This window comes from Glaciecola sp. SC05 (assembly GCF_041380235.1).
Classification (GTDB): domain Bacteria; phylum Pseudomonadota; class Gammaproteobacteria; order Enterobacterales; family Alteromonadaceae; genus Glaciecola.
Genome location: NZ_JBGIYY010000020.1, coordinates 45,042 through 70,676, shown reverse-complemented (window position 1 = coordinate 70,676; position 25,635 = coordinate 45,042). Strand labels below are relative to the sequence as shown.

26 protein-coding genes are annotated in these 25,635 nt (G+C 43.5%); 20 read left to right on the top strand and 6 right to left on the bottom strand.

Annotated elements, in window-relative coordinates; translation table 11 throughout:
• Positions 1-40 precede the first annotated feature (40 nt).
• Positions 41-211: a hypothetical protein gene (locus tag AB9H30_RS16475; protein WP_371195817.1), complete on the bottom strand. Its 171-nt coding sequence runs from the start codon at positions 209-211 to the stop codon at positions 41-43.
• Between the two features lie 161 nt (positions 212-372).
• The gene (gene rpsT, locus AB9H30_RS16470; RefSeq protein ID WP_371195816.1) at positions 373-636 is read right to left on the bottom strand and encodes a 30S ribosomal protein S20; all 264 of its coding nucleotides are present in this window, start codon (positions 634-636) and stop codon (positions 373-375) included.
• Positions 637-967: 331 nt separating this feature from the next.
• Between rpsT and murJ the strand changes: the two genes are divergently transcribed.
• The 11 genes from murJ to AB9H30_RS16415 all read left to right on the top strand — a co-directional run bounded on the left by murJ (position 968) and on the right by AB9H30_RS16415 (position 15,187).
• Positions 968-2,548 carry a murein biosynthesis integral membrane protein MurJ gene (gene murJ, locus AB9H30_RS16465; protein ID WP_371195815.1) on the top strand — a complete coding sequence of 527 codons (1,581 nt, stop codon included), beginning with the start codon at positions 968-970 and terminating at the stop codon, positions 2,546-2,548.
• A 120-nt stretch (positions 2,549-2,668) separates the two neighbouring features.
• Complete coding sequence (gene ribF, locus AB9H30_RS16460; RefSeq protein WP_371195814.1) at positions 2,669-3,613, top strand: bifunctional riboflavin kinase/FAD synthetase; 945 nt, start codon at positions 2,669-2,671, stop codon at positions 3,611-3,613.
• Positions 3,613-6,420 (top strand): isoleucine--tRNA ligase, encoded by a 2,808-nt coding sequence (gene ileS, locus AB9H30_RS16455; protein ID WP_371195813.1) that lies wholly within the window; start codon positions 3,613-3,615, stop codon positions 6,418-6,420. Before ribF ends, ileS begins: the two co-directional genes overlap by 1 nt.
• Positions 6,413-6,910 (top strand): signal peptidase II, encoded by a 498-nt coding sequence (gene lspA, locus AB9H30_RS16450; protein ID WP_371195812.1) that lies wholly within the window; start codon positions 6,413-6,415, stop codon positions 6,908-6,910. The genes ileS and lspA overlap by 8 nt, the downstream gene beginning before the upstream one ends.
• Positions 6,903-7,346, top strand: coding sequence for an FKBP-type peptidyl-prolyl cis-trans isomerase (gene fkpB / locus AB9H30_RS16445; protein WP_371195811.1), 444 nt, complete (start codon positions 6,903-6,905; stop codon positions 7,344-7,346). Before lspA ends, fkpB begins: the two co-directional genes overlap by 8 nt.
• A gap of 9 nt (positions 7,347-7,355) precedes the next feature.
• Complete coding sequence (ispH, locus tag AB9H30_RS16440; protein ID WP_371195810.1) at positions 7,356-8,300, top strand: 4-hydroxy-3-methylbut-2-enyl diphosphate reductase; 945 nt, start codon at positions 7,356-7,358, stop codon at positions 8,298-8,300.
• A gap of 144 nt (positions 8,301-8,444) precedes the next feature.
• Positions 8,445-9,092 (top strand): type IV pilus modification protein PilV, encoded by a 648-nt coding sequence (pilV, locus tag AB9H30_RS16435; RefSeq protein ID WP_371195809.1) that lies wholly within the window; start codon positions 8,445-8,447, stop codon positions 9,090-9,092.
• Positions 9,089-9,970 (top strand): PilW family protein, encoded by an 882-nt coding sequence (locus AB9H30_RS16430; protein ID WP_371195808.1) that lies wholly within the window; start codon positions 9,089-9,091, stop codon positions 9,968-9,970. Before pilV ends, AB9H30_RS16430 begins: the two co-directional genes overlap by 4 nt.
• Positions 9,970-10,533, top strand: a complete 564-nt coding sequence (locus AB9H30_RS16425) for a PilX N-terminal domain-containing pilus assembly protein (protein ID WP_371195807.1) — start codon at positions 9,970-9,972, stop codon at positions 10,531-10,533. The genes AB9H30_RS16430 and AB9H30_RS16425 overlap by 1 nt, the downstream gene beginning before the upstream one ends.
• Before the next feature lie 14 nt (positions 10,534-10,547).
• Positions 10,548-14,645: a PilC/PilY family type IV pilus protein gene (locus AB9H30_RS16420; RefSeq protein WP_371195806.1), complete on the top strand. Its 4,098-nt coding sequence runs from the start codon at positions 10,548-10,550 to the stop codon at positions 14,643-14,645.
• A 74-nt stretch (positions 14,646-14,719) separates the two neighbouring features.
• The gene (locus AB9H30_RS16415; protein ID WP_371195805.1) at positions 14,720-15,187 is read left to right on the top strand and encodes a type IV pilin protein; all 468 of its coding nucleotides are present in this window, start codon (positions 14,720-14,722) and stop codon (positions 15,185-15,187) included.
• Positions 15,188-15,571: 384 nt separating this feature from the next.
• Here the strand turns inward: AB9H30_RS16415 and AB9H30_RS16410 are convergent, their stop codons facing one another.
• Positions 15,572-16,138 carry a GspH/FimT family pseudopilin gene (locus AB9H30_RS16410; RefSeq protein ID WP_371195804.1) on the bottom strand — a complete coding sequence of 189 codons (567 nt, stop codon included), beginning with the start codon at positions 16,136-16,138 and terminating at the stop codon, positions 15,572-15,574.
• Between the two features lie 139 nt (positions 16,139-16,277).
• Between AB9H30_RS16410 and nadE the strand changes: the two genes are divergently transcribed.
• Entirely contained in the window at positions 16,278-17,108 is an 831-nt protein-coding gene (gene nadE, locus AB9H30_RS16405; protein ID WP_371195803.1) for an ammonia-dependent NAD(+) synthetase, read from the top strand.
• A gap of 5 nt (positions 17,109-17,113) precedes the next feature.
• Positions 17,114-17,455 (top strand): P-II family nitrogen regulator, encoded by a 342-nt coding sequence (locus AB9H30_RS16400; protein ID WP_371195802.1) that lies wholly within the window; start codon positions 17,114-17,116, stop codon positions 17,453-17,455.
• Positions 17,456-17,462: 7 nt separating this feature from the next.
• Here AB9H30_RS16400 and AB9H30_RS16395 read toward each other — a convergent pair whose 3' ends face one another.
• Together AB9H30_RS16395 and ygfZ are read right to left on the bottom strand one after the other, a co-directional pair.
• Positions 17,463-17,948 (bottom strand): peptidylprolyl isomerase, encoded by a 486-nt coding sequence (locus AB9H30_RS16395; protein ID WP_371195801.1) that lies wholly within the window; start codon positions 17,946-17,948, stop codon positions 17,463-17,465.
• Positions 17,949-18,018: 70 nt separating this feature from the next.
• The gene (gene ygfZ / locus AB9H30_RS16390) at positions 18,019-18,951 is read right to left on the bottom strand and encodes a tRNA-modifying protein YgfZ (protein WP_371195800.1); all 933 of its coding nucleotides are present in this window, start codon (positions 18,949-18,951) and stop codon (positions 18,019-18,021) included.
• Between the two features lie 190 nt (positions 18,952-19,141).
• Between ygfZ and AB9H30_RS16385 the strand changes: the two genes are divergently transcribed.
• The 3 genes from AB9H30_RS16385 to AB9H30_RS16375 are packed head-to-tail and all read left to right on the top strand — an operon-like array spanning position 19,142 to position 20,795.
• Positions 19,142-19,402, top strand: a complete 261-nt coding sequence (locus tag AB9H30_RS16385; protein ID WP_371195799.1) for a succinate dehydrogenase assembly factor 2 — start codon at positions 19,142-19,144, stop codon at positions 19,400-19,402.
• Between the two features lie 29 nt (positions 19,403-19,431).
• A complete protein-coding gene (locus tag AB9H30_RS16380; protein WP_371195798.1) occupies positions 19,432-19,896 on the top strand; it encodes a hypothetical protein in 465 nt (154 codons plus the stop codon).
• Complete coding sequence (locus tag AB9H30_RS16375) at positions 19,896-20,795, top strand: MaoC/PaaZ C-terminal domain-containing protein (RefSeq protein WP_371195797.1); 900 nt, start codon at positions 19,896-19,898, stop codon at positions 20,793-20,795. Before AB9H30_RS16380 ends, AB9H30_RS16375 begins: the two co-directional genes overlap by 1 nt.
• Positions 20,796-20,804: 9 nt before the next feature.
• Here AB9H30_RS16375 and nadB read toward each other — a convergent pair whose 3' ends face one another.
• On the bottom strand, positions 20,805-22,403 hold the full coding sequence (nadB, locus tag AB9H30_RS16370; RefSeq protein ID WP_371195796.1) for an L-aspartate oxidase: 1,599 nt from the start codon (positions 22,401-22,403) through the stop codon (positions 20,805-20,807).
• A gap of 189 nt (positions 22,404-22,592) precedes the next feature.
• Between nadB and rpoE the strand changes: the two genes are divergently transcribed.
• The 4 genes from rpoE (at position 22,593) to AB9H30_RS16350 (ending at position 25,455) form a co-directional block, all read left to right on the top strand.
• Positions 22,593-23,171, top strand: coding sequence for an RNA polymerase sigma factor RpoE (gene rpoE / locus AB9H30_RS16365; RefSeq protein WP_371195795.1), 579 nt, complete (start codon positions 22,593-22,595; stop codon positions 23,169-23,171).
• 118 nt (positions 23,172-23,289) lie between these two features.
• Positions 23,290-23,865 carry a sigma-E factor negative regulatory protein gene (locus AB9H30_RS16360; protein WP_371195794.1) on the top strand — a complete coding sequence of 192 codons (576 nt, stop codon included), beginning with the start codon at positions 23,290-23,292 and terminating at the stop codon, positions 23,863-23,865.
• A 68-nt stretch (positions 23,866-23,933) separates the two neighbouring features.
• Complete coding sequence (locus AB9H30_RS16355) at positions 23,934-24,983, top strand: MucB/RseB C-terminal domain-containing protein (protein ID WP_371195793.1); 1,050 nt, start codon at positions 23,934-23,936, stop codon at positions 24,981-24,983.
• Positions 24,976-25,455: a SoxR reducing system RseC family protein gene (locus AB9H30_RS16350; RefSeq protein ID WP_371195792.1), complete on the top strand. Its 480-nt coding sequence runs from the start codon at positions 24,976-24,978 to the stop codon at positions 25,453-25,455. The genes AB9H30_RS16355 and AB9H30_RS16350 overlap by 8 nt, the downstream gene beginning before the upstream one ends.
• Positions 25,456-25,635 lie beyond the last annotated feature (180 nt).

Sequence of the window (25,635 nt, the reverse complement as noted above, 5' to 3'; positions counted from 1 at the left end):
TTTGTGTGAATAACAAAAGCCTCATGTTGATGAGGCTTTTTTATTTGCTGAGCAGCATAGCGATGGTAAAAAATAGCAGAACCACGGTTGATACGACGATAATATATGTAAAGCCCTGTTTACCTTGAGCGACGGAGTAGCCGCGCATGTTTAAATATGCATACCAAAGCACGCACAGGACCACTGGGATCAAAAATAAAAATTTGAACATTGAATATTTCTCGCCTTTATTTATGTTTGTATTAAGGTATACGCAAAATTTTAAAGACTGGCTTCATTGATGCAAACTAAATAAATGTTAGTGTTTGTTAGTTAATTTGGAGACAATAAAAAACCGGCTTACAGCCGGTTTTTGAATTATTATAGAAACGATTAAGCAATTGCTTTTATTTGTGCATTTAGACGGCTCTTATGACGAGCGGCTTTATTCTTATGAATAAGCCCTTTAGTAGCCATTCTGTCTAACACTGGAACTGCAGTTGTAAATGCAGCCTGAGCAGCTTCTTTATCACCTGCTTGAATAGCGGCAAGAACTTTCTTTATACAAGTACGCGTCATTGAGCGGCGGCTTGCATTATGCTGGCGGCGCTTTTCAGACTGAATTGCACGTTTCTTAGCAGACTTGATGTTAGCCAAGGTGTAACTCCTAAATTATATTCATGTCAAAATTGAGGGAGCGGATTATCTAGTTATTTGAATATTTTGTCAATCTTACAGAGCAAATTAATCGCAATATTATGCAGTTTTATCCCCGCAGAGCAATATTGTGCTCACTATCTACTCTTGTTGATTGCTTTTATCGCTAGACAGGTCAATCTTCGCTATACTCTCATGCATAAAAATAAGATTCGAATGATAGCGTTGCCGGCCACCATTATTCTAGGCGAAGCTAATAGAGTTTTCACACCCAGTAAGTGAAAGTGGGACTCGCAACTGACTTATATGTAAATATTCAAGGAAGCCCTCGTTGGCAAAAAGACTTCTTAAAGCCGGCATCATTGTTAGTGCCATGACCCTCATATCTCGTTTGCTGGGCTTGGCCCGAGATATTTTTATTGCATATATTATGGGTGCTGGCGCGGCTGCTGACGTATTCTTCTTTGCTAATAAAATCCCTAATTTTTTACGTCGCCTATTTGCCGAAGGCGCGTTTGCTCAGGCTTTTATTCCTGTGCTCACTGAGGTGCATGAAAAAGGCGATGAGGCTCAGCTCAAAGACTTCGTCTCGAAAGTGTCGGGCACCCTTGGGGTTATTGTATTTTTTACAGCAATTGTAGGCGTGTTGGGATCTTCTGTTCTAGCTGCTATGTTTGGCCTTGGTTGGTTTATAGACTATGTGAATAATGAACCCGATGGCGAAAAATTTGCACTGGCGTCATTGATGCTCAAAATTACTTTTCCGTATATTTTCTTTATCAGCCTCACGGGCTTTGCGGGGGCAATTCTAAATACCTTAAATAAGTTTGCGGTGGCCGCGTTTACCCCAGTGTTGCTAAACATTTGCATAATCGCTAGCGCATATTTTTTAGCTGATTCGTTTTCAGACCCGGCCTTTGCTCTGGCTTGGGGGGTCTTTATCGGCGGAGTTGTGCAACTGTTGTTTCAGCTGCCGTTTTTGTTCAGAGCTGGCTTATTGGTTAAACCCAGTTGGGGCTGGCGCGACCCTAACGTTATAAAAGTCAGAACGTTAATGATTCCCGCACTTTTTGGTGTGTCGGTAAGCCAAATCAATTTATTGCTAGATACGGTTATCGCGAGCTTTCTGATGACCAATGCGATTAGTTGGCTATATTATTCAGATCGCCTGCTTGAATTTCCCTTAGGATTATTTGGGATTGCTATTGCAACCGTTATTTTACCCACACTCTCGCGAAATCACGTTCAGTCAGACAAGCATGCATTTTCGGCGAATATCGACTGGGCAGTGCGCCTTATTGGATTTATGGGGATCCCTGCAGCAGCCGCTTTATTTGTGCTAGCTATGCCCTTGATGCTGGTTATTTTTCAACGCGGCGAATTTACTATTGAAGATAGTCACATGGCTTCACTTAGCCTAATGGCTTATTCGACGGGTTTGTTTTCGTTTATGCTGGTAAAAGTATTTGCGCCTGCGTTTTTCAGTCGCCAAGATACGAAAACACCCGTGAAATACGGAATTATTACCATGGCCGCAAATATGCTGTTCAATTTAATCTTGGCAGTGCCGTTTAGCTATGTAGGTTTGGCAATGGCGACCGCGCTGTCTGGTACATTGAATGCAGTATTGCTGTACCGTAAATTATCCCAGCAGGGGGTGTATACAATTTCAAAACAGACCTGGCTATTTTTCTTAAAAGTCGTGTTAGCCAGCGTTGTCATGATTGCTTCGATTCAATGGTTTATGATGAACTTTAATTGGATTGAGCAGGGCTTTACGCAGCGAGCAAGGTTTATTGCAAAAGTAATCGGCTTAGGTTTAATGGTATACGTGGCGGCGGGATTGCTATTTGGTGTTCGACTGCAAGATTTTATAAGTGCCGTTAAACCCGCTAAGACGCCTTTGAATTAGTCGGATAAATAACTCGTCAGGCATTGGTAAACGCGGCGTAGTCGTTTATAATCGAGCGCTTTGCGATATGAGTAACGACTTACTCTGGCTGTTAAATCGGGCAATAAAGTAGATAATACATTGGAATTGATTAGAGGCATTCATAATATCAAATCAAGGCACTTTGGTTGCGTGTTAACCATTGGCAAGTTTGATGGAGTGCATAAAGGTCATCAGGGGGTATTAACCCAGCTAGTTGCAAAGGCAAGTGCGCTTGGAGTGCCCTCAGCAGTGATGGTGTTTGAGCCTCAACCTGAGGAGATATTTGCTGCCGACCGGGCACCTGCGCGCTTATCTAGACTGCGTGATAAATATGAAGCTTTACAGGCACTGGGAATTGACCGCTTGCTATGCGTCAGTTTTTCTAGAGAGTTTGCGTCACAATCACCTCAGGCTTTTGTAGAGGAGCTATTGGTAAAGAAACTGGGCGTAAAATATTTAGTAGTGGGCGACGACTTCAGGTTTGGGTTTCAGCGTACCGGTGATTTTACCTATCTGACCAAAGCGGCTAGAGAATATAAGTTTGATGTTGTCAGCACACAAAGCTTTAGGATGGATAACAACCGCATCAGCTCTACTGCCATAAGAGATGCCCTAAGTTGCGGGGACTTTGTAAAGGCCAGTTCGATGATCGGAAAGCCGTATACGATTTCGGGTAAGGTTGTGCATGGAGAGAAGAACGGCAGAACCATTGGTTTTCCAACCGCAAATATATTGCTAAAAAGACATAAAGCGCCATTACACGGTGTGTTTGCGGTAACGGTAAAACTAGGAAGCAAAGTCTACGGTGGTGTCGCTAATCTCGGCAGTCGCCCAACGCTTAATGGTCAAAGGCTGCAATTAGAAACTCATTTGTTTAATTTTACTGGGGATCTTTATGGCACCAGAATACAAATTGAATTCATCGCTAAGATAAGGGATGAAGCAAAGTTTGAAAGCTTTGCAGAGCTAACACAACAAATTGAACTAGATGCCAAACAAGCGCAACAACGTTTGGCTGAATTTACATTAAACGGAACCCCATAATGAGTGATTACAAATCAACGCTTAACTTACCAGAAACAGCGTTTTCGATGCGCGGCAACCTTGCACAGCGTGAGCCACAAATGCTCAAGCAATGGACAAGCCGAGATTTGTACCATTTAATTAGAGCGGCAAGAAAGGGCGCCGAACCATTTATTCTTCATGACGGCCCTCCGTATGCCAACGGCGACATTCATATTGGACATGCGGTAAATAAAATCCTTAAAGATATTATCGTTAAATCAAAAACACTCTCAGGCTTTGATGCGCCGTATGTGCCTGGTTGGGACTGTCATGGTTTACCGATTGAGTTAATGGTAGAAAAAAAGGTTGGTAAACCTGGCAAAAAGGTCAGCGTTGCTGAGTTTAGAGAAAAGTGCCGAGCATATGCAGAGCGTCAAATTGAAGGGCAACGCAAAGATTTCATTCGTTTAGGAGTGCTTGGTGAATGGCAACAGCCATATAAAACAATGGACTTCTCGTCGGAAGCCGACATCATTCGGGCACTGGCTAAAATAGTGGTATCAGGCCATTTAGAAAAAGGCTTCAAACCTGTTCACTGGTGCACGGATTGTGGGTCAGCATTGGCGGAGGCCGAGGTTGAATATCAAGATAAAGTGTCTTCTGCAATTGATGTAGCATTTCGCATTGTAGATACCGAAAAGGCGTCTAATGCTTTTGGTGTTGATGCTACAAGTGCGTCAGTCGTCATTTGGACAACCACGCCATGGACGATACCGGCTAATAGAGCTATAAGTATGCATCCAGAGCTTGATTATGCTTTGGTTGATGTTGTAAAAGATGGCCAGTCGCAGCAGTTTGTCCTAGCAAGCGACTTAGTCGAAAGCTGCATGAAACGTTATGCAGTCACCGAATATTCAGTTGTTGCTGAATGCAAAGGGCAAGCTCTCGAACGAATTATGGTCAAACATCCCCTGTTAGATTTAGATGTGCCTTTAATTTTAGGTGAGCATGTCACGACCGAATCGGGTACTGGTTGTGTCCATACCGCACCCGCCCATGGCGTAGACGATTTTAATGTGGGAAAACTATACGATATTGAAGTGTACAATCCGGTAGGTGCCAATGGCGTTTATTTAGAAAATACTCCGCACTTTGCGGGACAGCATGTTTTTAAAGCCAACGAATCAATTATTGAGGCACTAGAGGCTTCAGGTTCACTGGTACTGAACGTCAAATATGAACACAGCTATCCACATTGCTGGAGGCATAAAACCCCTATTATTTTTAGAGCCACACCGCAGTGGTTTATCAGTATGGATAAACAAGGTCTAAGAGCCGAGTCGATTAAAGAAATAGAAAAAACGAAGTGGATCCCTGATTGGGGTCAAAATCGCATAACCAGCATGGTCGAGGGGAGACCTGATTGGTGTATTTCGCGGCAACGGACTTGGGGCGTGCCTATCGCATTGTTTATCCATAAACAAAGCGGTGAAGTGCATCCGCAAAGCGAGGCAATCATGGAAAAGGTTGCGCTTGCAGTTGAGAAATCAGGAATACAAGCGTGGTGGGATATGCCTACCGAAGCCCTAATTGGCGACGATGCGGCGGATTATGACAAGGTCACCGATACATTAGATGTGTGGTTTGATTCAGGGGTTACTCACTACTTTGTGGTAGACCGACGTGACGATATTCCGGCGATGGCCGATTTATATTTAGAAGGTTCGGACCAACATCGCGGCTGGTTTATGTCATCTCTAATGTCTTCAGTTGCGATGAATGGTCACGCGCCTTATAAGCAAGTGCTGACACATGGTTTTACGGTTGATGCTCACGGTAAAAAAATGTCTAAATCACTGGGCAACGTGGTCGCGCCGCAAGAGGTGACGAATAAACTGGGTGCCGATATATTGAGGCTGTGGACTGCTTCGACCGATTACCGCGGTGAAATGACGGTTAGCGATGAAATTTTAAAACGTTCCGCCGATGCCTATCGTCGTATTCGCAATACCTGTCGATTTTTATTGGCTAATTTAAATGGTTTCAATCCAGCCACTGACCTAGTTGATCCAAAAGACATGGTTGCGCTTGACGCGTGGATGGTGTCACGCACTCAAACAACACAGAAGCAAATAATTGAAGCCTATGAGCAATACGATATGCTGATTGTGTGTCAGTCCATGATGCAGTTTTGTTCGATTGATTTAGGCAGCTTTTACTTAGATATCATTAAAGACCGTCAATATACCGCAAAATCAGACAGCATAGCCCGTCGCTCATGTCAGACAGCGCTCTATCATATCGCCGAAGCCTTGGTAAGATGGATGGCGCCGGTCATGAGTTTCACTGCTCAAGAGGTTTGGGAAGTGATGCCGGGTGAACGCAGTGAATTTGTCTTTACTGATTACTGGTATAGCAATTTACCAGCGGTTGAGAATGCTTTAGACGATGATTTTTGGCAGTCTGTCCTTAAAATCAAAGATCAGGTGAATAATGCACTCGAACAGGCACGAAAAGAAAAAGTAATTGGTAGCTCACTTGAGGCAAATGTTGTTTTATACCTCAGTCCAGCAGCACAGGCTCAGCTAGCTCAACTAGCCGATGAATTGCGCTTCGTATTGATTACCTCGGAGGCTTCAATTGAAGATATAGCAAAGCGCCCTGCTGACGCTAGGTTGAGTGAAGATGGCTCTTTGGCCGTATTAGTTAGTAGCGCCGCGGGCACTAAATGCGTGAGATGTTGGCACATAAAGTCAGACGTGGGTCAAAGCTCAAGTCACCCTGAGCTATGCAATAGATGTATTGAAAATGTAGATGGTTTGGGAGAGATTCGCCACTATGCCTAAGTTGATTAGTGACACCGGACTACGTTTTACGTGGATTAGCATCATCGCTATTGTTTTGGATCAGTCGACCAAGCAAGCGGTAATGAATTCAATGGACCTCTATCAATCCATACAAATATTGCCTTTTTTTAATATGACGTATGTGCACAATTATGGCGCTGCATTTAGTATTCTCTATGATGCCGGCGGCTGGCAGCGTTATTTTTTAAGTGCGCTAGCAATTATTGTGAGCGGCGTCATTGTGTGGTGGCTACGCCAGTCGACAAAAGAGCAGGTACTTCTGCCTGTAGCCTTTAGTTTTATTCTAGGCGGTGCCCTCGGCAATGTGCTCGATCGCATTTTGCATGGATATGTCATAGATTTTTTAGATTTTTATTACGGGAGCTATCATTGGCCCGCGTTTAATGTGGCTGATTCAGCGATTTTTATAGGCGCCGGTCTGCTCATCATAGATATGTTTATTAACAAAGAGACAAAAGAAAATGACTGATTCAGCCAATCAAATTGGAGAGAACAGCGAAGTTATTCTGCACTTTGATTTAAAGCTAAGCGATGGCTCTGCCGTCGATAGCACGCGAGTGAACAATAAGCCCGCGAAAATGGTAGTTGGAGATGGTAGCCTCACACCAAATTTTGAAAAATGTTTGCTTGGCTTAAAAGTTGGTGATAAAAAAGCATTCAGTATTAACGCAGACGATGCCTTTGGTATGCCAAACCCTGATAACATCTATCATGTAGATAGAACAAAGTTTACGGCAGATACTGAGTTGAAAGAAGGCATGATTATGGGGTTTTCACAGCCTGATGGTAGTGAGCTACCGGGCGTTATACGCAGTATTGCAGGACATTCGGTTACCGTAGACTTTAATCATCCCTTGGCAGGTCAAGATATTATTTTTGATGTCGAAATTTTGAAAGTTAAATAGGAATATTCAGTGCAAATACACTTAGCTAACCCTCGCGGCTTCTGTGCTGGCGTTGACAGAGCCATCACTATCGTTGAAAGAGCGCTTGAGATATTTGGCCCTCCCATATATGTGCGCCACGAAGTGGTTCACAATCGTTTTGTAGTGGATGGATTAAAAGCGCGAGGTGCTCATTTTGTCGACGAGCTTAGTGAAGTGCCTGATGATGCAATTGTGATTTTTTCAGCACATGGTGTCTCGCAAAAAGTGCGAAGTCAGGCTGACGAGAGAGGCCTAAAAGTTTTTGATGCGACTTGTCCGTTGGTAACCAAGGTGCATATGGAAGTTATGCGTGCGAGTAAGCGCGGCACTGAATGTGTATTAATCGGACATCAAGGCCATCCTGAAGTTGAAGGAACTATGGGGCAATATAGCAATCCTAATGGCGGTATTTATTTGGTTGAATCAATTGCTGATGTCGCTCTGCTCGAGGTAAATAATCCGGATGAACTCTACTATTGCAGTCAAACTACCTTGTCGGTCGATGATACTGCTGAGGTGATTGAAGCACTGCGTCAAAAATTTCCAAATATTGATGGACCCAGAAAAGACGATATTTGCTACGCTACGCAGAATCGCCAAGATGCAGTAAGAGACTTAGCAGGTGATTGTGATGTCTTATTGGTAGTTGGGGCTCAAAACAGTTCAAACTCTAACCGTTTACGTGAGCTTGCCGAAAAAATGGGCGCGGTCGCGTACTTGATAGCAGATAAAAACTGCATTCAACGTGAATGGATTAAAGGCGTAAAAAATATTGGCGTGACCGCTGGCGCATCGGCTCCTGAAGTACTGGTGCAGGGCGTCGTTGATAAACTCAGTGAATGGGGTGCCATTGCAACGGTAGAAAGGCCAGGGCGCCTTGAAAATATTGAGTTTGCTGTACCAAAGGAACTGCGTATCAAAGAAGTGCAGTAACATCCTAAGGTATTAATCGATAGGCGCAATTCTGTTCTCTTTGACAGTTTCGTCGCGAATTTAATACCTTAGACTTAAACACAATAACCATATCTTGAAAATTGTCGATAAAGTGCTTATCTGGCAATTTTTTAAGTGTAGACGATGTTCAAGGTAAATACCAAAACACGCTTTAATGAAAAAGGACGAGCTTTGAAGCAACAACGCGGTATCGGCATGGTAGAAGTGCTGATCACACTTTTTATTCTGTCTATTGGGCTGCTGGGCGTTGCCTCGATGCAGTTTGTAGGCTCGTTTTCAAATAAAGATGCGCTTTCTAGAACCCAGGCTGTAATGGTTGCGCAGCAGATGAGTGAAAGACTCAGAGCAAGCGTAGTCCCTTCCCAATTTAGTGACGGCTTTGTGGTCAGCAATGAGTACTTTGACGCTGCTAATTATAATTTCAGCGCTTCAACGTGCTCTGGTAATCCATATCAATGTAATTGTCTTACACTCCCAGCTACTGTCCCAGATTGCCAATCAAATGACTGCAGTGCCAATCAAGTCGCCCAATTTGATGCGCACCAAATGTCTTGTGCTGCTGTGGAGTCTAATCCGAATGCTCGCATACTAGTTGACTGCGATGATAACAATCTTGCTGATGCAGATGCCTGTACCGCTGGTTCTATCCACACTATCACTGTGAGCTGGCCGTCAGCCGGCTGGCAAGATGGAAATAGGGTAGCGAACACAAATTGTAATGCTTCAGGGCAATCATCTGAAGACTGCGTGATCATAAGGGTGGCTTTATGAATTTGGTATTTCAAAAACCAACAATGCTAGTCAAGCAGCGCGGATTTACGCTTGTTGAGATAATGATTTCACTTGCTTTGGGCTTGATTATTTCCGGTGCAGTGATACAGATTTTAGTCAGCAACAGTGTGACTGACTCGCTTAACCGTGCGGTTTCTACTACTCAAGAAAGTGGCCGGTTTATTGTGACAAGAATGCGCCAAGAGTTAATGATGGTCGGTTTATACGACGCTCTGAATCCGAATTTGAGTCAATTTGTGGATACGGTTGAAGAGGAGTCATTTGTGCGCAGCCATCCGGTGCCTGTGCCCGGTGATTTTGTTACCAGAGTAGCACTTGGAGCTTTGCAAGGCAGCAGCGGCGCAAGTGATCATTTAGTTGTGAGTATGCAGGGAACTAGGGACTGCAGAGGCTATAAGCTTGGCTATGCCGCCGATGAAGAGTTTTATGTCGTCAATGAATATTTTGTTGAGGATAACAAACTAAAATGTAGGGGCTTCGACGGACGAGTTCTGAGAGGTCAAAAGCCCGCAACTGGGCACAATGGCCATGCGGCGTTCACTTTGCTCGACAACGTCCTAAGTTTTCAAGCGCTGTATGGGATTACCGATCCGGCGGATGTTAACGGTCATTCCAGACCGGTGCGATATGTGGATGCATCTCAACTAACGGCGGCCTACGCAGCAAATGCGCAGGTTGTGACGCTACGACTCGCTATCGTTATCAAAGGCGATGGCGAAGTATTTTTAGATCAGCCCGCAACATTTAAATTACTCAACGAAAATCCAATTACAGCGCCCGACAACGGCATGTACAAGGCGTTTGAAACCACTATTACACTGCGCAATATGAGAAATTTTGCGAGAGGGAGTGCTTAATGAAAAATCAAAAAGGTTTAGTGTTGGTATTTGCACTGCTAGTACTGCTTTCCATCACAATTTTGGGGGTATCGTCGGTATCTAGCAGTTTATTACAAACTAAAATGGCATCTTCTCTTGAGCGAAAATCTGTTGCCTTTGATGCTGCAGAAGCGGCAATTGCTGGCGTTGTGTTTGAATCAGAGGACGAAACAGTTTTGTCAGATCCAGCGATTACCGACCCGCTTTCTGAAGCGCGGCAAGGTCTAGTGTTAAATATGGCAGTAGATGAAATGAGCTGTTTTGACAATAATCGCATCCGCCGCGACGTGACGGCCAATGGCATGACGATGACCACGCAGCATACGATTGCTGCGCAATTTAGCGATCAAGGTAACGTTAACAGTTGGTCACAAACAGCATTTGTGCGGGAGCAAGCTTGCAGAGGCTCCAGCAATGTTATTAGCGGTTCTAATATTAAATGTCATGTGTTTGTTGTGCGTGGCTGTGGTCAATCTCAAGGTAGTAGCTATGCAGTAGCCAATACGTTAACAGCGGCAGTATTTGCGCCGGCTACTAACTAGTGAGGAGTAGTATTATGTCATGTAAAAAATTTGGTGTAGCCACAAGTGCATTTTTGCTCAGCTTTATGGTGAGTTTTAGTGCGTTTGGCGATGATTTAGAAATTTATTTAGGCACAAACAATTCTCAGTTTACTTATAAACCAAACGTTCTGTTTATCATGGATACGTCGGGCAGTATGAGTGCGAAAGATGGTACGCAGTTTTCTCGTATGCAGCGGGTTCAGCAAGCTCTTAACCAGGCTTTATCTGATGCGACAAATATCAATGCTGGACTCATGCGATTTTCTGACAATGGCGGTCCGATTCTTTATCCGGTAACGGATATCGATAAGCCTTTACCGCCAGAAATTATTCTAAATACACAAAGCTCAAGGGATGATGCATACGAAATTGACAATAATGTGAATCTCAGTACTAATGAACTAATACTTACTCAAGGCACCAAGACGGTTTCCACAGGCCTGCGGTTTGCTGACGTAAATATCCCTCAGGGTGCCATCATTACAAAAGCAGTGCTGCGTTTAACAAGCTCTATGATGAATACATCAAATAGTGTGCTTACCATCCGCGGGGAGTCGACTGGAGATGGTTCGGAGTTTGGTAATAGCTGGAAAAATATTTCACAAAGAACCCCAACTGCTGAGGAACTTGTGTGGGATCAGAACAATGCATTTCCATTGGACGATGACACGATATTAAGCCCCGATTTTTCAAACGTGTTACAAGAAATTGTTGATCACGGTGATTGGTGCGGTGGCAATGCAGTAAATCTATTGATAGAAGGTAAGAGTAATAGTGGGTCTAGTTCAAGACGCGCATACAGTAACGATATGGGTGATAGCCGCGCTCCACAGCTTATCATTACTTACGATGAATCAAACGCAACTGGATGTATCGCCGGCTCACAGACGTTTCAGGTGCTTGCGCAAACCGATAATGCAGAAGAAGATAATAATGGTCGATACAATACTCTGAACCAACTGAACTTTCAAAACAACAGTAACAATTATATCGGACTACGTTTTCAAAGTTTAAACATCCCTAAAGGCGCGACGATAAAAAATGCTTGGTTAGAGTTTACTGCTGCAACAAGTCGTGGCAACAATAACTCAAAGATGACTATTCACGGTGTGGCGGAGCCAAATCCTCCCCAATTTGATAGCCAAGCAACAGATGCACTTAAAAACAAACCTAAAACTGCTGCGAGTGTGTCTTGGAATAATATTGGGTATTGGAGCAGAGAGAGCCGCTATAACAGTCCTGACATAAAAGGGATTATCGAAGAAATCGTTAACCTACCAGGATGGCAACCTAGAAATAGCATCATGTTTAGCATCAGTAACTTTCAAAATAGTAATTCAATTGCTGCTTATTCTCATCAAGGAAAGCCTTCGGCGGCACCGAGATTATTTGTTGAATTTGAAGGAAATGCATCGCCGGGCAATAGTTCTACTGTGCGCGACTACTTGATTAGTCGCGTAAACGAGTTAAGCACAAGTGGATTTACACCAATTGTGGATACCTTATATGAAGCGGCCCGCTACTACGGAGGTATGTCCGTTGATTATGGTCTGAAACGTGGTGAGTCGAATGTCAGCAGCAGTGTGCGACGCTCTACCCGAGTCAGCCATCGTGAATCTTATGTTGGAATAGATGCCAACAGACCCGCTGGTTGCACAGATTTAGATTTAAGCAGTGGTAACTGCATAAACGAATTTATCCCCGCGGGTGCGACTTATATATCGCCTGTGCAGAATTTACAGTGTCAGGTTAACAACCATATTGTTTTACTCTCTGATGGTCAGGCGAACAACAATCACAGCGTAGGTAAAATTCAAGCTCTACTGGGCAAAAATTGCCAAAATGACAGCAGTGGAGACAAGTGTGGTATTGATTTAGTGACGAATCTAAAAGATCCCACCACATCTGTAATTGGTCCACGAGTGAAAACTCACACGATCGGTTTTGCTGCCAATAGTACTGCGAATAACTTCTTGAACCAATTAGCGACAAATGGCGGTGGCGATTTTTATACCGCGGACAACAGTGCGGATTTATTGGCTGCTTTCAAAACTATTTTAAGTTCAGTACAAGATGTAAATACTACGTTTGTATCACCAGGTGTCGCGGTAAACCAACTAAACCGTTTAACCCATAGAGACGAACTGTATTTTGCATTGTTCAGACCTGAAGAAGGAACGCTTTGGCCAGGTAACCTGAAAAAATATAAAATTTCTGGTGACACCGTATTAGACAGTCGTGGTTTTCCGGCGGTAGATAGCTCAACAGGCTTTTTTGACACCAACGCAAAAAGCTATTGGTCATTGAATATTGATGGTAATGACGTTCGTAAAGGCGGTGCGATTAGTAAACTAGATTTAGTCCGAAATATCTATACATTTGGCGCTAATCCGGGCTCTATTATGGTGGCTGGTAATAAGTTTGAAGAGGGTAATAGTGCCATTACTGAAAGTGATTTAGCCTTAACACAAGTAGTTGATCCGGCGCAAACCAGAGAAAACGTTTTAAAATGGGCGCGCGGTGTTGACTTGTTTGATGCTGATGGTGATGGCTCAACAACCGACATTAATTATATGATGGGTGATCCCATTCACTCTCAACCGGTGATCGTCAACTATACTGCCACCGATAGTGAGGTGTTTGTAGCCACTAATCAGGGCTTCTTACACTCATTTGATGCCACTACTGGTGAAGAAAACTTTGCGATTATCCCAAGGGATTTACTTGCGAATTTACATGAATTTTATCAAAATAATTCGTCGTTTAATCATGTTTATGGACTTGATGGAGACATGGTTTATCGCGAGGCAAATGGCAAAAGGTATCTTTATATTGGCATGCGCAGGGGCGGTAACAACTATTATGTGCTAGACATCACCACTCGAAATAACCCGAAGTTAGTGTTTCAAATTGATGGCGGCAACGGTGACTTTAGCAATCTAGGTCAAACGTGGTCTCGACCCATTATCACTAAAATTAACGTCGGTGGTACTGAAAAAGATGTCATGATTATCGGTGGCGGCTATGATGAAAATCAAGATGGCAAGAAGAGTCGGTCACCAGATATTGTCGGTAACAGTGTTTATATTATCGATGCTAACAATGGTAATTTATTGTGGGAAGCTAGTCGTACCAACGCTGATCTAAACTTGCCTGAGATGGAATATTCTATTCCTGCGCGTATTTCTGTTATCGATAGGAACAACGATGGCCTAGCCGACCATATGTACGTCGCTGACATGGGTGGCCAACTGTTCAGACTGGATATTTATAACGGTAATCCAACCAGCACTTTGGTCAAAGGTAAGTTAATGGCAAAACTGGGCGGAGCTGCAGAGTCTGAAAATCGCCGTTTCTACTACGGTCCAGACGTATCAGAAGTCGTGATGGGCGATGAACATTACTATGCAGTTGCGATTGGCTCAGGCTTCAGAGCAGGGCCGCTCAATACCACGATTAACGATAATTTTTATATGATTAAGGATAAGGGTGTATTTGAGCGTAATGCGAATAACGAATATAAGCATCCTGCAACTCCTTTTGAATTAAATAATCTATACGATGCCACAGACCATTTACTGACATCTGCCGACCAAACACAGCGTGACCTTGCCACGCAGACATTTGCAAATAAAGATGGTTGGTATATTCGCTTAACAACGGGCGGAGAGAAGGTTCTTGCAGCACCGTTAATTTTGGATTACCAAGTTTTCTTTACTACTTATGTGCCTGCAAGTTCCAGTTTAAGCCTGTGTGCGCCGCCTACTGGAAATAGTAGAGCGTATTTGGTGAACTTATTTAACGGTAATTCGGTCACGGATTTAAATCAAAATAATACCCGCGAAAATGATGATCGCTTCGCTGAGCTGTCTCAAACCGGTATTGCTCCGGACACTAAGATCCTAATTGAGGATATTAGCAAGCCGGTGGTCTGTTTGGGGGCTGAGTGTGTTTCTGCGGTCATTGAAGTTGATCAAAATGGCAACAATGTAGCTTGTGGCTCGCAATTTGAATGTTTGGCACAAAATATCTATGGTCGTTTTGAGCGCGTACAAAAAGACACTTGGAGAACGGAAGTAGAACGTAACTAGAACATAACAAAACATTACCACAGGGGGCGTGTATGTGCCCCTTTGTGGTGATTTTGGCATTAAGGAATGATTGTATGCAAACTCACCAATATAAAGGCTTTACACTAATCGAACTGATGATTGTTGTAGCGATTGTGGGCATTATCGCTTCGATTGCTTACCCAAGTTATCAAGGCATGTTAGCGTCCAGCGCCCGAAGCGCTGCTCAGGCAGATTTAATGGCCTTTGCTGGCGCGATGGAAAGACATAGCGCTTCGAATTTCGGTTATGCAGGTGCAGCTTCGGGAGGCGGTGATACAGGTACACCAGCCATATTTTCAGGTCATTCACCGGCGTCTGAAACTGTGGCCAAGAAAAAGTATGATTTGAGTATCGAAGCGGTTGGTGCAAATGGTCTTACCTTTGAAATAAAAGCCACGCCCGTCTCTGGCTCAGTGGTAGAAGATGACGGTGAACTTGTATTATTCAGCGATGGCCGAAAAGCCTGGGATAAAAATGACAATGGGACAATCGCGGCAAGTGAGTTTTGCTGGAGTTGTTAGCAGTTGACCTATTTAACAAAGCCGCTTTTAACTAGCGGCTTTTTTGTAAGCGTAAATATTTGCATTAATTACGGTGGTGCAAAGTGTCGGTTAAGAGTACTGACTATATACCCTCAAAATAATGCCTTGTGGCTCCTGTAATAAATTTTGTTTTGGACCATTTAAACGGAATAAGGGCTTAGCAGATAGCGCTGCTCAGGCTTGTTAAAATCATTGGCTAACTATGCTTGGTGCATCTGCAAATACAGTAAACAAAAACCCTTGAATGAATAAACGCGTTTTCACCGATTTGCCGAATGTGGCGTGTGGAGTGTAATAGATGGAGTAAAGTAACAGTGCTAGTTGAACTTGAACGTGGGGGCGCTCAAGTCCAGTAATAAGGTATTAGGTGCAGCTTAAGTTATTTCCTGCTACATCTTCGTGAACACCGTCGTTGTTTGAATCAGCGCTTATCCGTGTTCTTCCTTGTAAACTCACAAACAGAGCCCTGCCAAATTTTGCGTCCTTAGAATTTGGACACAGTTTCATGTTGATAGCCGTTTCGGCACCACCGGAGTCCAAAAATCGAATAATGTTTCCGCTAGAGGTCATTTTATTGGTAGATGAGATGGTTTGCGACGTTAACAAAAGTCGTTCTGCACCGTCTCGTGTATTGTTGTCATTGTCATCAATAAATACGATTTTTGGGGCATTCCAGTCGTTTGAACAGGTCGCAAAATCTGTTGAGGGACATACTACCGCGGTGGTTTGCTCGTCAATCGCAGTATATCTTGCAAACTGCAGCAGGCCACTGAGCTCGTTAATTTCAGCCGTGATTTTATTTTTGGTTAAAATTGACTGTACGTTGGGCGCCACTAAGGTCAGTAATATCGCTGCAATCGCAAGCGTTATCAACATCTCTACTAGTGTCACGCCTCGTTGACGTTTTTTGTTGACTAAATTATTTATCACTTCAAACCCCCATTTGTAGCGAGTACACTATATAACAATCTAATGCGTGTATACGTATAGTTATAGTGCAATGGTTAGTTTAACTCATACTTAGTATTAGTTATCTGCTAGATCTAATTTTTCAAAAGGAGTGAATAGCTTGAAAGACCGTATTATAGATGAAATGCGCGTATTGCCGCAGATTGATCCCGCTCATGAGGTTGAACGTCGAGTTGCATTCATCAAGCAACAATTGCTGTCATCAAAACAAAAAACCTTGGTTTTGGGGATCAGTGGAGGGATTGATTCATGCACTCTAGGTCGCCTAGCACAGCTTGCTGTAGATGAGTTAAATCAGAGCGGGGGGCAATATCAGTTTATTGCTGTCAGATTACCGTATGGCGAGCAGGCAGATGAAAAGGACGCTCAATTGTCGATTGAGTTTATTCAACCTTCAATGCAAGTTACCGCGAATGTTAAACTCGCGGCAGATGCTATACATGACACTGCAAAGGCTTCTCTGCAAGCAGTAGGCGCTTATCATGTGAACGAAAGCCTTGATGATTTTGTCAAAGGCAACGCTAAAGCCCGCGCTCGCATGGCGGTGCAATATGATCTTGCCGGTCTAACAAAGGGTCTCGTGTTAGGCACTGATCATTCAGCTGAAAACATTACCGGCTTTTATACAAAATACGGTGATGGCGCCTGTGATTTAGCACCTCTATTTGGTTTGAGTAAAAGGCAAGTCAGACAAGTGGCGGCATTTTTGGGGGCTCCCGAAAACATCATCTCAAAAGCGCCCACTGCAGACTTAGAAAGTTTAAATCCGCAATTGTCAGATGAGGCGTCCTTAGGACTAAGTTATGATCAAATAGATGACTTTTTAGAAGGAAAAAGCGAAGATGCTTATGCGGACGACAAGCTAATAGGTATTTATTTGAAAACCCAGCATAAACGGATCCCTATTCCTACCATTTACGACAGTGAGTAAGCTAAATGAAAAAAGTAGAAGCGATTCTTAAACCTTTTAAATTGGATGATGTTAGAGAGAGTCTTTCTGCCATCGGTATATCAGGTCTAACTATCACAGAAGTGAAAGGATTTGGTCGTCAAAAAGGGCACACCGAGCTATACCGTGGTGCTGAGTACAAAGTTGACTTTCTACCTAAGATAAAAATTGAATTGGTGGTAGCCGCGCATTTAGTTGATCGCGTGATAGAAGCCATCACCGAAGCCGCACGAACCGGCAAAATCGGTGATGGTAAAATATTTGTTTCTGACGTACAGCAAGCTATTCGGATTCGAACAGGTGAACAAGACGAACAAGCATTAAGCTAAAATATGCTTAATGCTGATGTCCACAGCCGCCTGCGCCATGCACGTGGCCGTGCTCTATTTCATCGCTGGTAGCTTCTCTGACATCCTCTATTGAGACGTCAAATAGCAAAGTATGTCCTGATAATGGATGATTGCCATCGACAGTGACATGTTCGTCATCTTTGTCGATGATTGTGACGGATTGCTCTCCGCCATCAGTAGTCGCTCTAAAACTCATACCTACTTCGACATCCATGCCCTCGAACATATTCGCTGGTACTTTTTGTACTAGCTGTTCGTGCCGATCGCCATAGGCTTTCTCAGGGGCGACAGTCACTTCAAAGGCATCGCCTTTTTGTTTCCCATACAGTGCCTCTTCTAAACCTGCGATCATAAAGTTTGAACCTTGAATGAACGCCAGAGGTTCTGCATCTAAAGATGAATCGATTGCTTCACCTTCTGTAGTCTTGACTGTGTAATGCAATGTTACAACATGATTGTCTGCTATTAGCATTGAGTTTCCTTTGTTGAATATTTGATGAAAGTAAATCGATACATACGCTTACACTGTTGTTCTGCAGCAATTAGCTGAGTGAGTATGGCAAGGCCTTAACAGTAAATGCATCAAGTGACGACTTTAAGCGTAACACATCGCCCACTTCAGTGTCATTTGCCAGTACGGCAAGAATCAGAGTTTTGTTGTCCATACTAGCGCTTTCTACTACAGTGCCCCCGCGTCGCCAATTTTCGTCAATGGCTTTTTCAAGTGTTGCACCTGCCTCAATGTCGGCAGAAATAGATGAATTGGCCTCAAGGATATAAAGAGCACGTTTATTTTTACCTAAGAACTTAGTACGAGCAACGACCTCCTGACCCATGTAGCAGCCTTTATTGAAGTCGATACCGTTTAATGCCTGTAAATTAAACATTTGGGGAACAAATTCTGCGATACATGGAGACGCCAATAGTCCTATACCTGCAGATATTTCTAACATCTTCCAAGCATTTGGGGTCTTGATTTTATAGCTGCTCGCTATTTTCTGCATCCGTTCATAGCCCATTGCGTTTAGTGTTAATAAAAAGCGTAAATTGTCGTCGTTGAAGGTAATCACTTCGCCAAACTCATTTGCGCAGTGACTCAAATGCGTGTCGCGTAAGTCTGGGAATAATGCATACAAATCGTGTTTTAGTTGTTGTCCAGCGCCGCCTAACACATGCCAGTTGCTATCTAGGGTCTGGATGTCTACTTTTGAAAAAACGCCGTATTTTTTAAATTGTATAAAGCTTTGCTCAGCAGAGTCTGAAGGCATTAACAAGTGGTAGCTTTCTTCAAACTGCGTTAAAAAAAATATCGACCACATTTTTCCTTTAAAATCGCAATGTGCGCCAATCCTGGCGTGAGCAGAATCGAAGGATTTGGTATCAACTGTGATTTGCCCATGCAAATATTCATTTCGTTGTGGCCCAGAAATGCTTAACACCTTCATATCTGGTAACTCGACTAAAAACGATTCCATGCAAGCCTCTATATTGTAATTGTGTCGTTGTGTTTTCTATTGACATCATAACATGAGGATTAAGTATCATTTTTGCAAGCAATATACACCTTAAAAAATGGGCATTCAGGCTGGGAATGTTTAAGTGCTATGGTTCAGTATAGATTGCTTGAAAATTATGGTAATCTCACGCCAAAGATTCGGAGGACATATGTTTGAAGCAAAGCGCGTTGCCAGATTGAAGTGGGCATGCAGAAGAGGCATGTTGGAGTTAGATGTATTACTTTTACCTTTTGTTGAGCAAGCATTTAATGAACTTACTGAACATCAGCAAATTACTTTTGAAAGGCTCTTGACCTGCGATGATCCAGATTTATTTGCATGGTTTATGGGGCATCAGGCGTGTCATGATCCTGAACTTAAAGCGATGGTTGCAATGGTACTCAATAGAGTGAAATTAGGCGTAAATTAGCCAGTAGCATACGACTTTAGTATCGACTTATGGAAATTGTTGTAAAAAACATGAAATATGATGCGCAAACGTGGTGTGGTTTTGTGTGTGTTTTGTTTCTAGGTTCGGTGCTTGCTAGTGACTATGTAATGATGCGTCCTGCAGTGCCTCAGGTTCTGCCATATGCAGTCTGTGGTGCTCTATTTATTGTTACTTTTGCGATTTACTGGAAGAATGAAAAGGCTCTACTATACTTACGCTTGGTGCATGAAAATAATCAGTTAATGATGACGGATGCGAGCGGGCGGCGGGTCATTTATGAAGTTCAAAATTGTTCGAAGGCCAATCAGTTCGGCATTTGGTTGTACCTAACTGCCGTCGATCATAGCGGCGCAAATAACGATGTTCAGCGCTTATTTATTGGCCGCTGGCAGACTAACCGCAGAAGCTTTTGTAGCCTGCATAGACATTTAAATTGGTATGTTGAGAGTATATCAGGGAGCGACAAAATCTAATGTTGGGTATGTTGGCGAAAGCCGCAATTTATCGACCACCTGAGAGCGTGAAATCGGCTCCAACCCTGCCGCAACAAATAGAAAGCCGGCAGCATGAAATATTGCCCGCGCATTGCGAAAACTACCATCGTTTAGTGCAGTGGCCTTTATCAGGAGGCGACCGCATTCACCCAAATTATGTTCAAGTGCTCACCTTGCCCATGCAACTGAATATGATGACAAAATTTCCATTCCCATTTAAAGCACTCGGCTTAGTGCATGTTGCAAACAAAATCAATGTACTCTCTTTACCCAGTAAAGCAGCCACACTCGACTTAAATACTTATTTTGGCGACCATTACTCGCATCCCAAAGGTGTAGTTTTTGAGCTTCATTCGGAGGCCAGTCAAAATGGTGTGGTAGCAGTCAAGGCGACCAGTTACTACATGGCCAGAACAAAAAAAACAGCCTCAGCTTCGTTAATGGCTTTTGAAGACAAGATGCTGATACCAAACGTCAGCGTGCAGCAGGCAAAAAATAGTCTTGTTGACCTTGGCGAGTTGAAATTTGAAGAAAACAGCGGTAGGCAATACGCGAAAGTATCGGGAGATTACAACCCGATTCATTTGTGGCCAGCAACGTCCAAGCTATTTGGATTTGACAAGGCCATCGCTCACGGTATGTACTCTCACGCCTTATGCATTTCAAAAATGCAGGCTGCGCAACATTGTGACTTCAGTCAAAATCGTTCAATTAAAGCGGTATTTAAGCGGCCTATTAGCTTACCAAATTGTGCCAAATTGAGTCTAAATCATGATATTGCCCAATGCAGTATGAATTTTTCTTTGCAGGGAAAAGGCAGTGTAGACACCGCTGAAAAGTCTCGGCCGCATATTATTGGCTATGTGGCCGCAATATAAAAACTGGCCTTAAGACTTTGCTTTTTGAATAATAGTCGGTCCAGAGTTGGCTAAGGTGTCAGGATAGTCTAAATTGTAATGCAGGCCCCGACTTTCTTTGCGCTGCATAGCGCATGTCACAATAAGCTGGGCAATACACACTAGGTTCCTCAGTTCTAGCATATTATTACTGACCTTAAAGTTGCTGTAGTACTCGTCAATCTCTTGCTTGAGCAGATTTATTCTGCGCATGGCTCGTTCTAGCCGTTTGTCGGTTCGTACGATGCCGACATAATCCCACATAAAAAGCCTAAGCTCATGCCAATTATGCGCAATAATCACAGCTTCGTCAGAGTCAATAACCCGACTTTCATCCCATGGTTTTATAAGGCCTATTTCATGCGGTTCATCGAAATGTTCAATAATATGTTTAGCGCAAGAATGTGCGAATACAACGCACTCCAGCAAGGAGTTGCTGGCCATTCGGTTTGCACCGTGCAGGCCTGTGTAAGCAGCTTCGCCAATCGCATAAACGTTTGCAAGATTTGTACGTGCATCTAAATCTGTGAGCACGCCACCACAGCTGTAATGTGCAGCAGGCACAACGGGAATCGCTTGGCGAGTAATGTCGATGCCCAAACTTCTGCACTTACGATAAATATTTGGGAAGTGTTTTACAATGAAGTCACTGGGCTTATGACTAATATCGAGGTACATGCAGTCTTCGCCGAGGCGTTTCATTTCAAAATCAATGGCGCGGGCAACAATATCTCTTGGTGCTAAATCAGCTCGCTCATCAAACTTGTGCATAAATGCAGTGCCATCGGCATGGCATAAAAATGCACCCTCACCGCGAAGCGCCTCGCTGATCAAAAAGTTGCCCGCGTCAGGGTGGTATAGGCAGGTAGGATGAAACTGATTAAATTCCATGTTTGCGATTTTACATCCTGCGCGCCAAGCCATTGCGATGCCGTCGCCACTTGATACATCAGGATTAGAGGTATACTGATAGACTTTGCTGGCTCCACCGGTAGCCAAGGTGATAAAGCGAGCGCGGATAATCTCTACGCGTTCCTTTTTTCTATTCCATGCATAAGCGCCAATACACCGAGTGTCTTCTTTATCTTTTTTTATTAAATCGATAGCGTTGTAGCGTTCAAAGAGGTGGATATTGGGATGGTGTTTAACGTTTTCGCTAAGCGTAGATTGCACCGCTTCTCCGGTAGCGTCGGCGGCATGCAGTATGCGTCGATGGCTATGTCCGCCCTCTCTTGTTAAATGAAAGCGCATATTCCCCTGTTCGTCTAATTCTTGATCGAATGGTACGCCTCTGCCAATTAACCACTGCATGCTAGCTTTGGCGTTTTTTGCAGTAAAATGCACGACGTTTTCATCGCAAATGCCCGCGCCAGCATTTAGTGTGTCGGCGATATGACTTTCAATACTGTCATCATCATCAAAAACAGCGGCAATCCCCCCTTGTGCATAGCGAGTACTGCCCTCATTAACATCACTCTTGCTGAGCACAATTACATTACAATGCTCAGCCATTTTAAGGGCTAAACTTAATCCAGCAGCGCCGCTCCCTATAACTAGAAGGTCGCAGCGATGTTCGATAGTGTTAGGCATATGAAATAAGGTCCATGGGTGCACGGTCTATGTAAGAACGTCCATACTAATGTTTCGGCGCAAAAATACAATTATTCGATTATTTATATATAATCTCACAATAAATTACGAACTTAATCAAATTGTATCGGTCAATAGTAGCAACTTGCCGAAGCCATAATATTAAGCAGAAAGGGAGTAGTGGCTTTAATGAGCGAGCAAAAAACAGACAACGAGTTGGTTAAAGAAGTGCAAAAAGGTAATAAGAATGCCTTCAACCTGCTGGTTATAAGACATCAAAATAAGGTTATGAACATCGTTTCGCGCTACGTTAGGAATTCAGGTGATGTAGCAGACGTGACCCAAGAAGCGTTTATTAAAGCGTACAGAGCCTTGCCAAACTTTCGGGGCGACAGTGCGTTTTACACGTGGTTGTATCGAATTGCGGTCAACAGTGCGAAAAATTATTTAACCTCGCAAAGCCGCAAGCCACCAGCAAGCGATGTCGATGCTCAAGAAGCAGATCATTACGACGGCAGTGATGCATTAAAAGAAAATGCATCGCCCGAACGAACTTTGCTATCGGAAGAACTACAGCAAAAACTGTTCGCGACAATTGAAGGCTTACCTGACGACTTGCGAGCAGCAATAACCTTAAGAGAAATTGAAGGTTTAAGTTACGAAGAAATTGCAGCTGTGATGGAATGCCCCGTGGGCACCGTTCGTTCGCGTATTTTTAGAGCTAGAGAAGCAATTGATAAAGTAATTGTTCCCTTAATTCAGAATTGATGAAACCTTTGAGAAGTTTGGCAGTCGTAATGAGTAATTGGAAGCAGCAGAGATTTTTAGGTAAACTCAGCGAGCGTTCGAAAACCAACATGATGCTTTTAAAGCAGGAAAACGGTGTATGACACAAAAAATAGAGAAATTATCGGCAATTGTTGATGGAGAATGGGATGAAACGTCTCATACTAATCAAATAATTGAAGATCCTATCTTACAGCAAAAATGGAAGAGCTATCATTTAACTCGCGACTTACTGCGAAACGATATGTCTTCGGACGTAACTTTCGACGTTAGCAGCAAAATAGCAGATGCCTTAGAAAACGAATTATCAATAGTAGCACCGAAGCGCTCATGGCAAGAGTTACCGATCGTTTCAGCGGTTATTCCTATGCTCAAGCAGAGCGGCCAATTAGCAATGGTGGCGTCTGTTACTGCAATGGTGATATTTGGCTATCAAACCTATAACCAACCGGAAGTAACTCAGCCGTTTACGACCGCGCCACCTGTCATTGGTCCACAGGGTGGGCTAGCGCCCGTAAGTCTTCAGCAAACACGCAGTATCGAGCAGGATAGAATGCAGCAGTTACTTGAGCAGCGTCGGCAAATCAATGCTTTGATAGAAGATCATCAGCGCCAATTGAAGTTCAAGCAAGTACCTGTTCAAAATTCAGATAAAGACGAACAAGCAAAACCATAGCCAATATGGGGATAAATAAGATAACAAGCCGGTTAACGCAATCTCTTATTGCTTTTGCCGGTTTTTTTATGCTCCTCACCCCAGTGCATTCTTTAGCGCAAGACGAGTCAGTGCAGACGGCGGCTGAAACTTCTCAAGCTCAAGTTCCGGTCATAGATGAATATGTTCTTCAAAACGTAATAACAGACCAGTCCACTGACGATGGTTTTGTATTTGATCCGCTATCTGCCGCCTCATGGATGCAGCGCCTCACAAACCAGGTGCAGGCATCTTCATTTGAAATTGTCTATGTTGTTTCAGCAAATAAGCGTGAAACATTGCCATATATGTGGCGCCGCGGGAAAATGCCTGACGACAGCATCATAGAGCAGCTTAGCTTGCTAAACGGCCCCGGTTTTGAGCAAGTTGTCCATCAAGGTAAAGTGAGCATATTTGAGCCAGGGTACCCGCCTTATAGCGTGCAAGGTAGTAATGTACAAAGTCCTATACCGCAGGCTTTCATTTATGAAGGTATTGATTTTAAAGAAGGGTACGATGTCTTGCTAATGGGGCGCAACCGTGTGGCTGGTCGGATGGCTCAACAGATTAGAGTTATCAGTAAAGATCGCACCCGATTTGGCTACCATCTTTGGTTAGATGAAGACACCGGCATGCTTCTAAAATTGGATATGTATGATTTAGAAGGTGCATTGCTTGAACAAATTCAAGTGACGCAATTGACAATATCCGACAGTGTTAATCAAATCTTTGCCTTGTTTTCTGTGGACCAACTGCCGCAAGTTTCAGCTGCCATCACCGATTCAGACAGTGAGTTGATGTGGCGCACCGGCTATTTACCTAAAGGAATGCAAGTACTCAAGCAAGATATTCATCGCATTGAGCGCACTGGACAAATGACAGAGTATATGTTGCTTTCAGATGGCATTGTTGATGTGTCGGTGTATGTACTTCCTGCTAGCGATGCGCTAAGCGAGGATATGTCAATTGCCTCGGGTAGTCATGCAGTGGTGTCGAAAACAGATGGGCGTATTCAAGTCACCGTGGTGGGTGAAATTCCGGTTGCGACAGCGGACCAAATTGCTAATTCAATCGTGATAAAAGAGCCAGTCAATGATTGAAGAAATAGGCAAGGTTGTGGCGGTTGAACCAGGTTTTGCATGGGTTGAAACACAAGTGAAAACAACCTGTTCAAGCTGCATTGCCAACGATAACTGCGGAACAGGGTTAGTTGCCAAAGCATTCACTCCTAAACCAGAGCATCTGCATATTTCTACACCAAGTCCTTTGCAAGTGGGACAAAGCGTTAAAATAGGCATTCCCGAACAGCATTTACTCTCCGCTTCAATGTGGATGTATCTTGTCCCGGTGATGGTCCTTTTAGCAAGCGCAGCCATGCTGCAAAACTTAACACCTTTGCCTGAGCTAGCTGTCATATTACTGAGTTTTAGTGCTACTTTTTTAGCATACTGGGGCGTCTCACGTCGTTTAAAATCAGCCCATTATAAAGACCGCTATCATCCAATTTTTATGGGCGCGACAAGCGAGCAAGTGATGACCCAAAAACATGAAATACCGGTAAAAAAACTGTAGCGCATTCTGAGCGTCTTACAATCTTGAATGACTAATGACATACCTTGTAACACTTCGTCTACGATGAATTGTCTTTTTTATTGTCAAATTCCGCATAAACATAAGAGTTTTGTCGCAATTTAAGCCCGAAATCGGTAATATCCGCGTACTAAAATAATGCGCCCGATGCCGTTATAATGC

Bases quoted from the DNA above. Each gene is read 5' to 3' on its own strand.
- AB9H30_RS16425 (WP_371195807.1), top strand. From the start codon at position 9,970: ATGAAAAATCAAAAAGGTTTAGTGTTGGTATTTGCACTGCTAGTACTG.
- ygfZ (WP_371195800.1), bottom strand. From the start codon at position 18,951: ATGGAATCGTTTTTAGTCGAGTTACCAGATATGAAGGTGTTAAGCATT.
- ileS (WP_371195813.1), top strand. From the start codon at position 3,613: ATGAGTGATTACAAATCAACGCTTAACTTACCAGAAACAGCGTTTTCG.
- AB9H30_RS16385 (WP_371195799.1), top strand. From the start codon at position 19,142: ATGTTTGAAGCAAAGCGCGTTGCCAGATTGAAGTGGGCATGCAGAAGA.
- AB9H30_RS16395 (WP_371195801.1), bottom strand. From the start codon at position 17,948: ATGCTAATAGCAGACAATCATGTTGTAACATTGCATTACACAGTCAAG.
- AB9H30_RS16375 (WP_371195797.1), top strand. From the start codon at position 19,896: ATGTTGGGTATGTTGGCGAAAGCCGCAATTTATCGACCACCTGAGAGC.
- fkpB (WP_371195811.1), top strand. From the start codon at position 6,903: ATGACTGATTCAGCCAATCAAATTGGAGAGAACAGCGAAGTTATTCTG.
- AB9H30_RS16380 (WP_371195798.1), top strand. From the start codon at position 19,432: ATGGAAATTGTTGTAAAAAACATGAAATATGATGCGCAAACGTGGTGT.
- AB9H30_RS16355 (WP_371195793.1), top strand. From the start codon at position 23,934: ATGCTCCTCACCCCAGTGCATTCTTTAGCGCAAGACGAGTCAGTGCAG.
- AB9H30_RS16400 (WP_371195802.1), top strand. From the start codon at position 17,114: ATGAAAAAAGTAGAAGCGATTCTTAAACCTTTTAAATTGGATGATGTT.
- AB9H30_RS16350 (WP_371195792.1), top strand. From the start codon at position 24,976: ATGATTGAAGAAATAGGCAAGGTTGTGGCGGTTGAACCAGGTTTTGCA.
- rpoE (WP_371195795.1), top strand. From the start codon at position 22,593: ATGAGCGAGCAAAAAACAGACAACGAGTTGGTTAAAGAAGTGCAAAAA.
- AB9H30_RS16430 (WP_371195808.1), top strand. From the start codon at position 9,089: ATGAATTTGGTATTTCAAAAACCAACAATGCTAGTCAAGCAGCGCGGA.
- AB9H30_RS16415 (WP_371195805.1), top strand. From the start codon at position 14,720: ATGCAAACTCACCAATATAAAGGCTTTACACTAATCGAACTGATGATT.
- pilV (WP_371195809.1), top strand. From the start codon at position 8,445: ATGTTCAAGGTAAATACCAAAACACGCTTTAATGAAAAAGGACGAGCT.
- lspA (WP_371195812.1), top strand. From the start codon at position 6,413: ATGCCTAAGTTGATTAGTGACACCGGACTACGTTTTACGTGGATTAGC.
- AB9H30_RS16360 (WP_371195794.1), top strand. From the start codon at position 23,290: ATGACACAAAAAATAGAGAAATTATCGGCAATTGTTGATGGAGAATGG.
- AB9H30_RS16475 (WP_371195817.1), bottom strand. From the start codon at position 211: ATGTTCAAATTTTTATTTTTGATCCCAGTGGTCCTGTGCGTGCTTTGG.
- nadB (WP_371195796.1), bottom strand. From the start codon at position 22,403: ATGCCTAACACTATCGAACATCGCTGCGACCTTCTAGTTATAGGGAGC.
- AB9H30_RS16420 (WP_371195806.1), top strand. From the start codon at position 10,548: ATGTCATGTAAAAAATTTGGTGTAGCCACAAGTGCATTTTTGCTCAGC.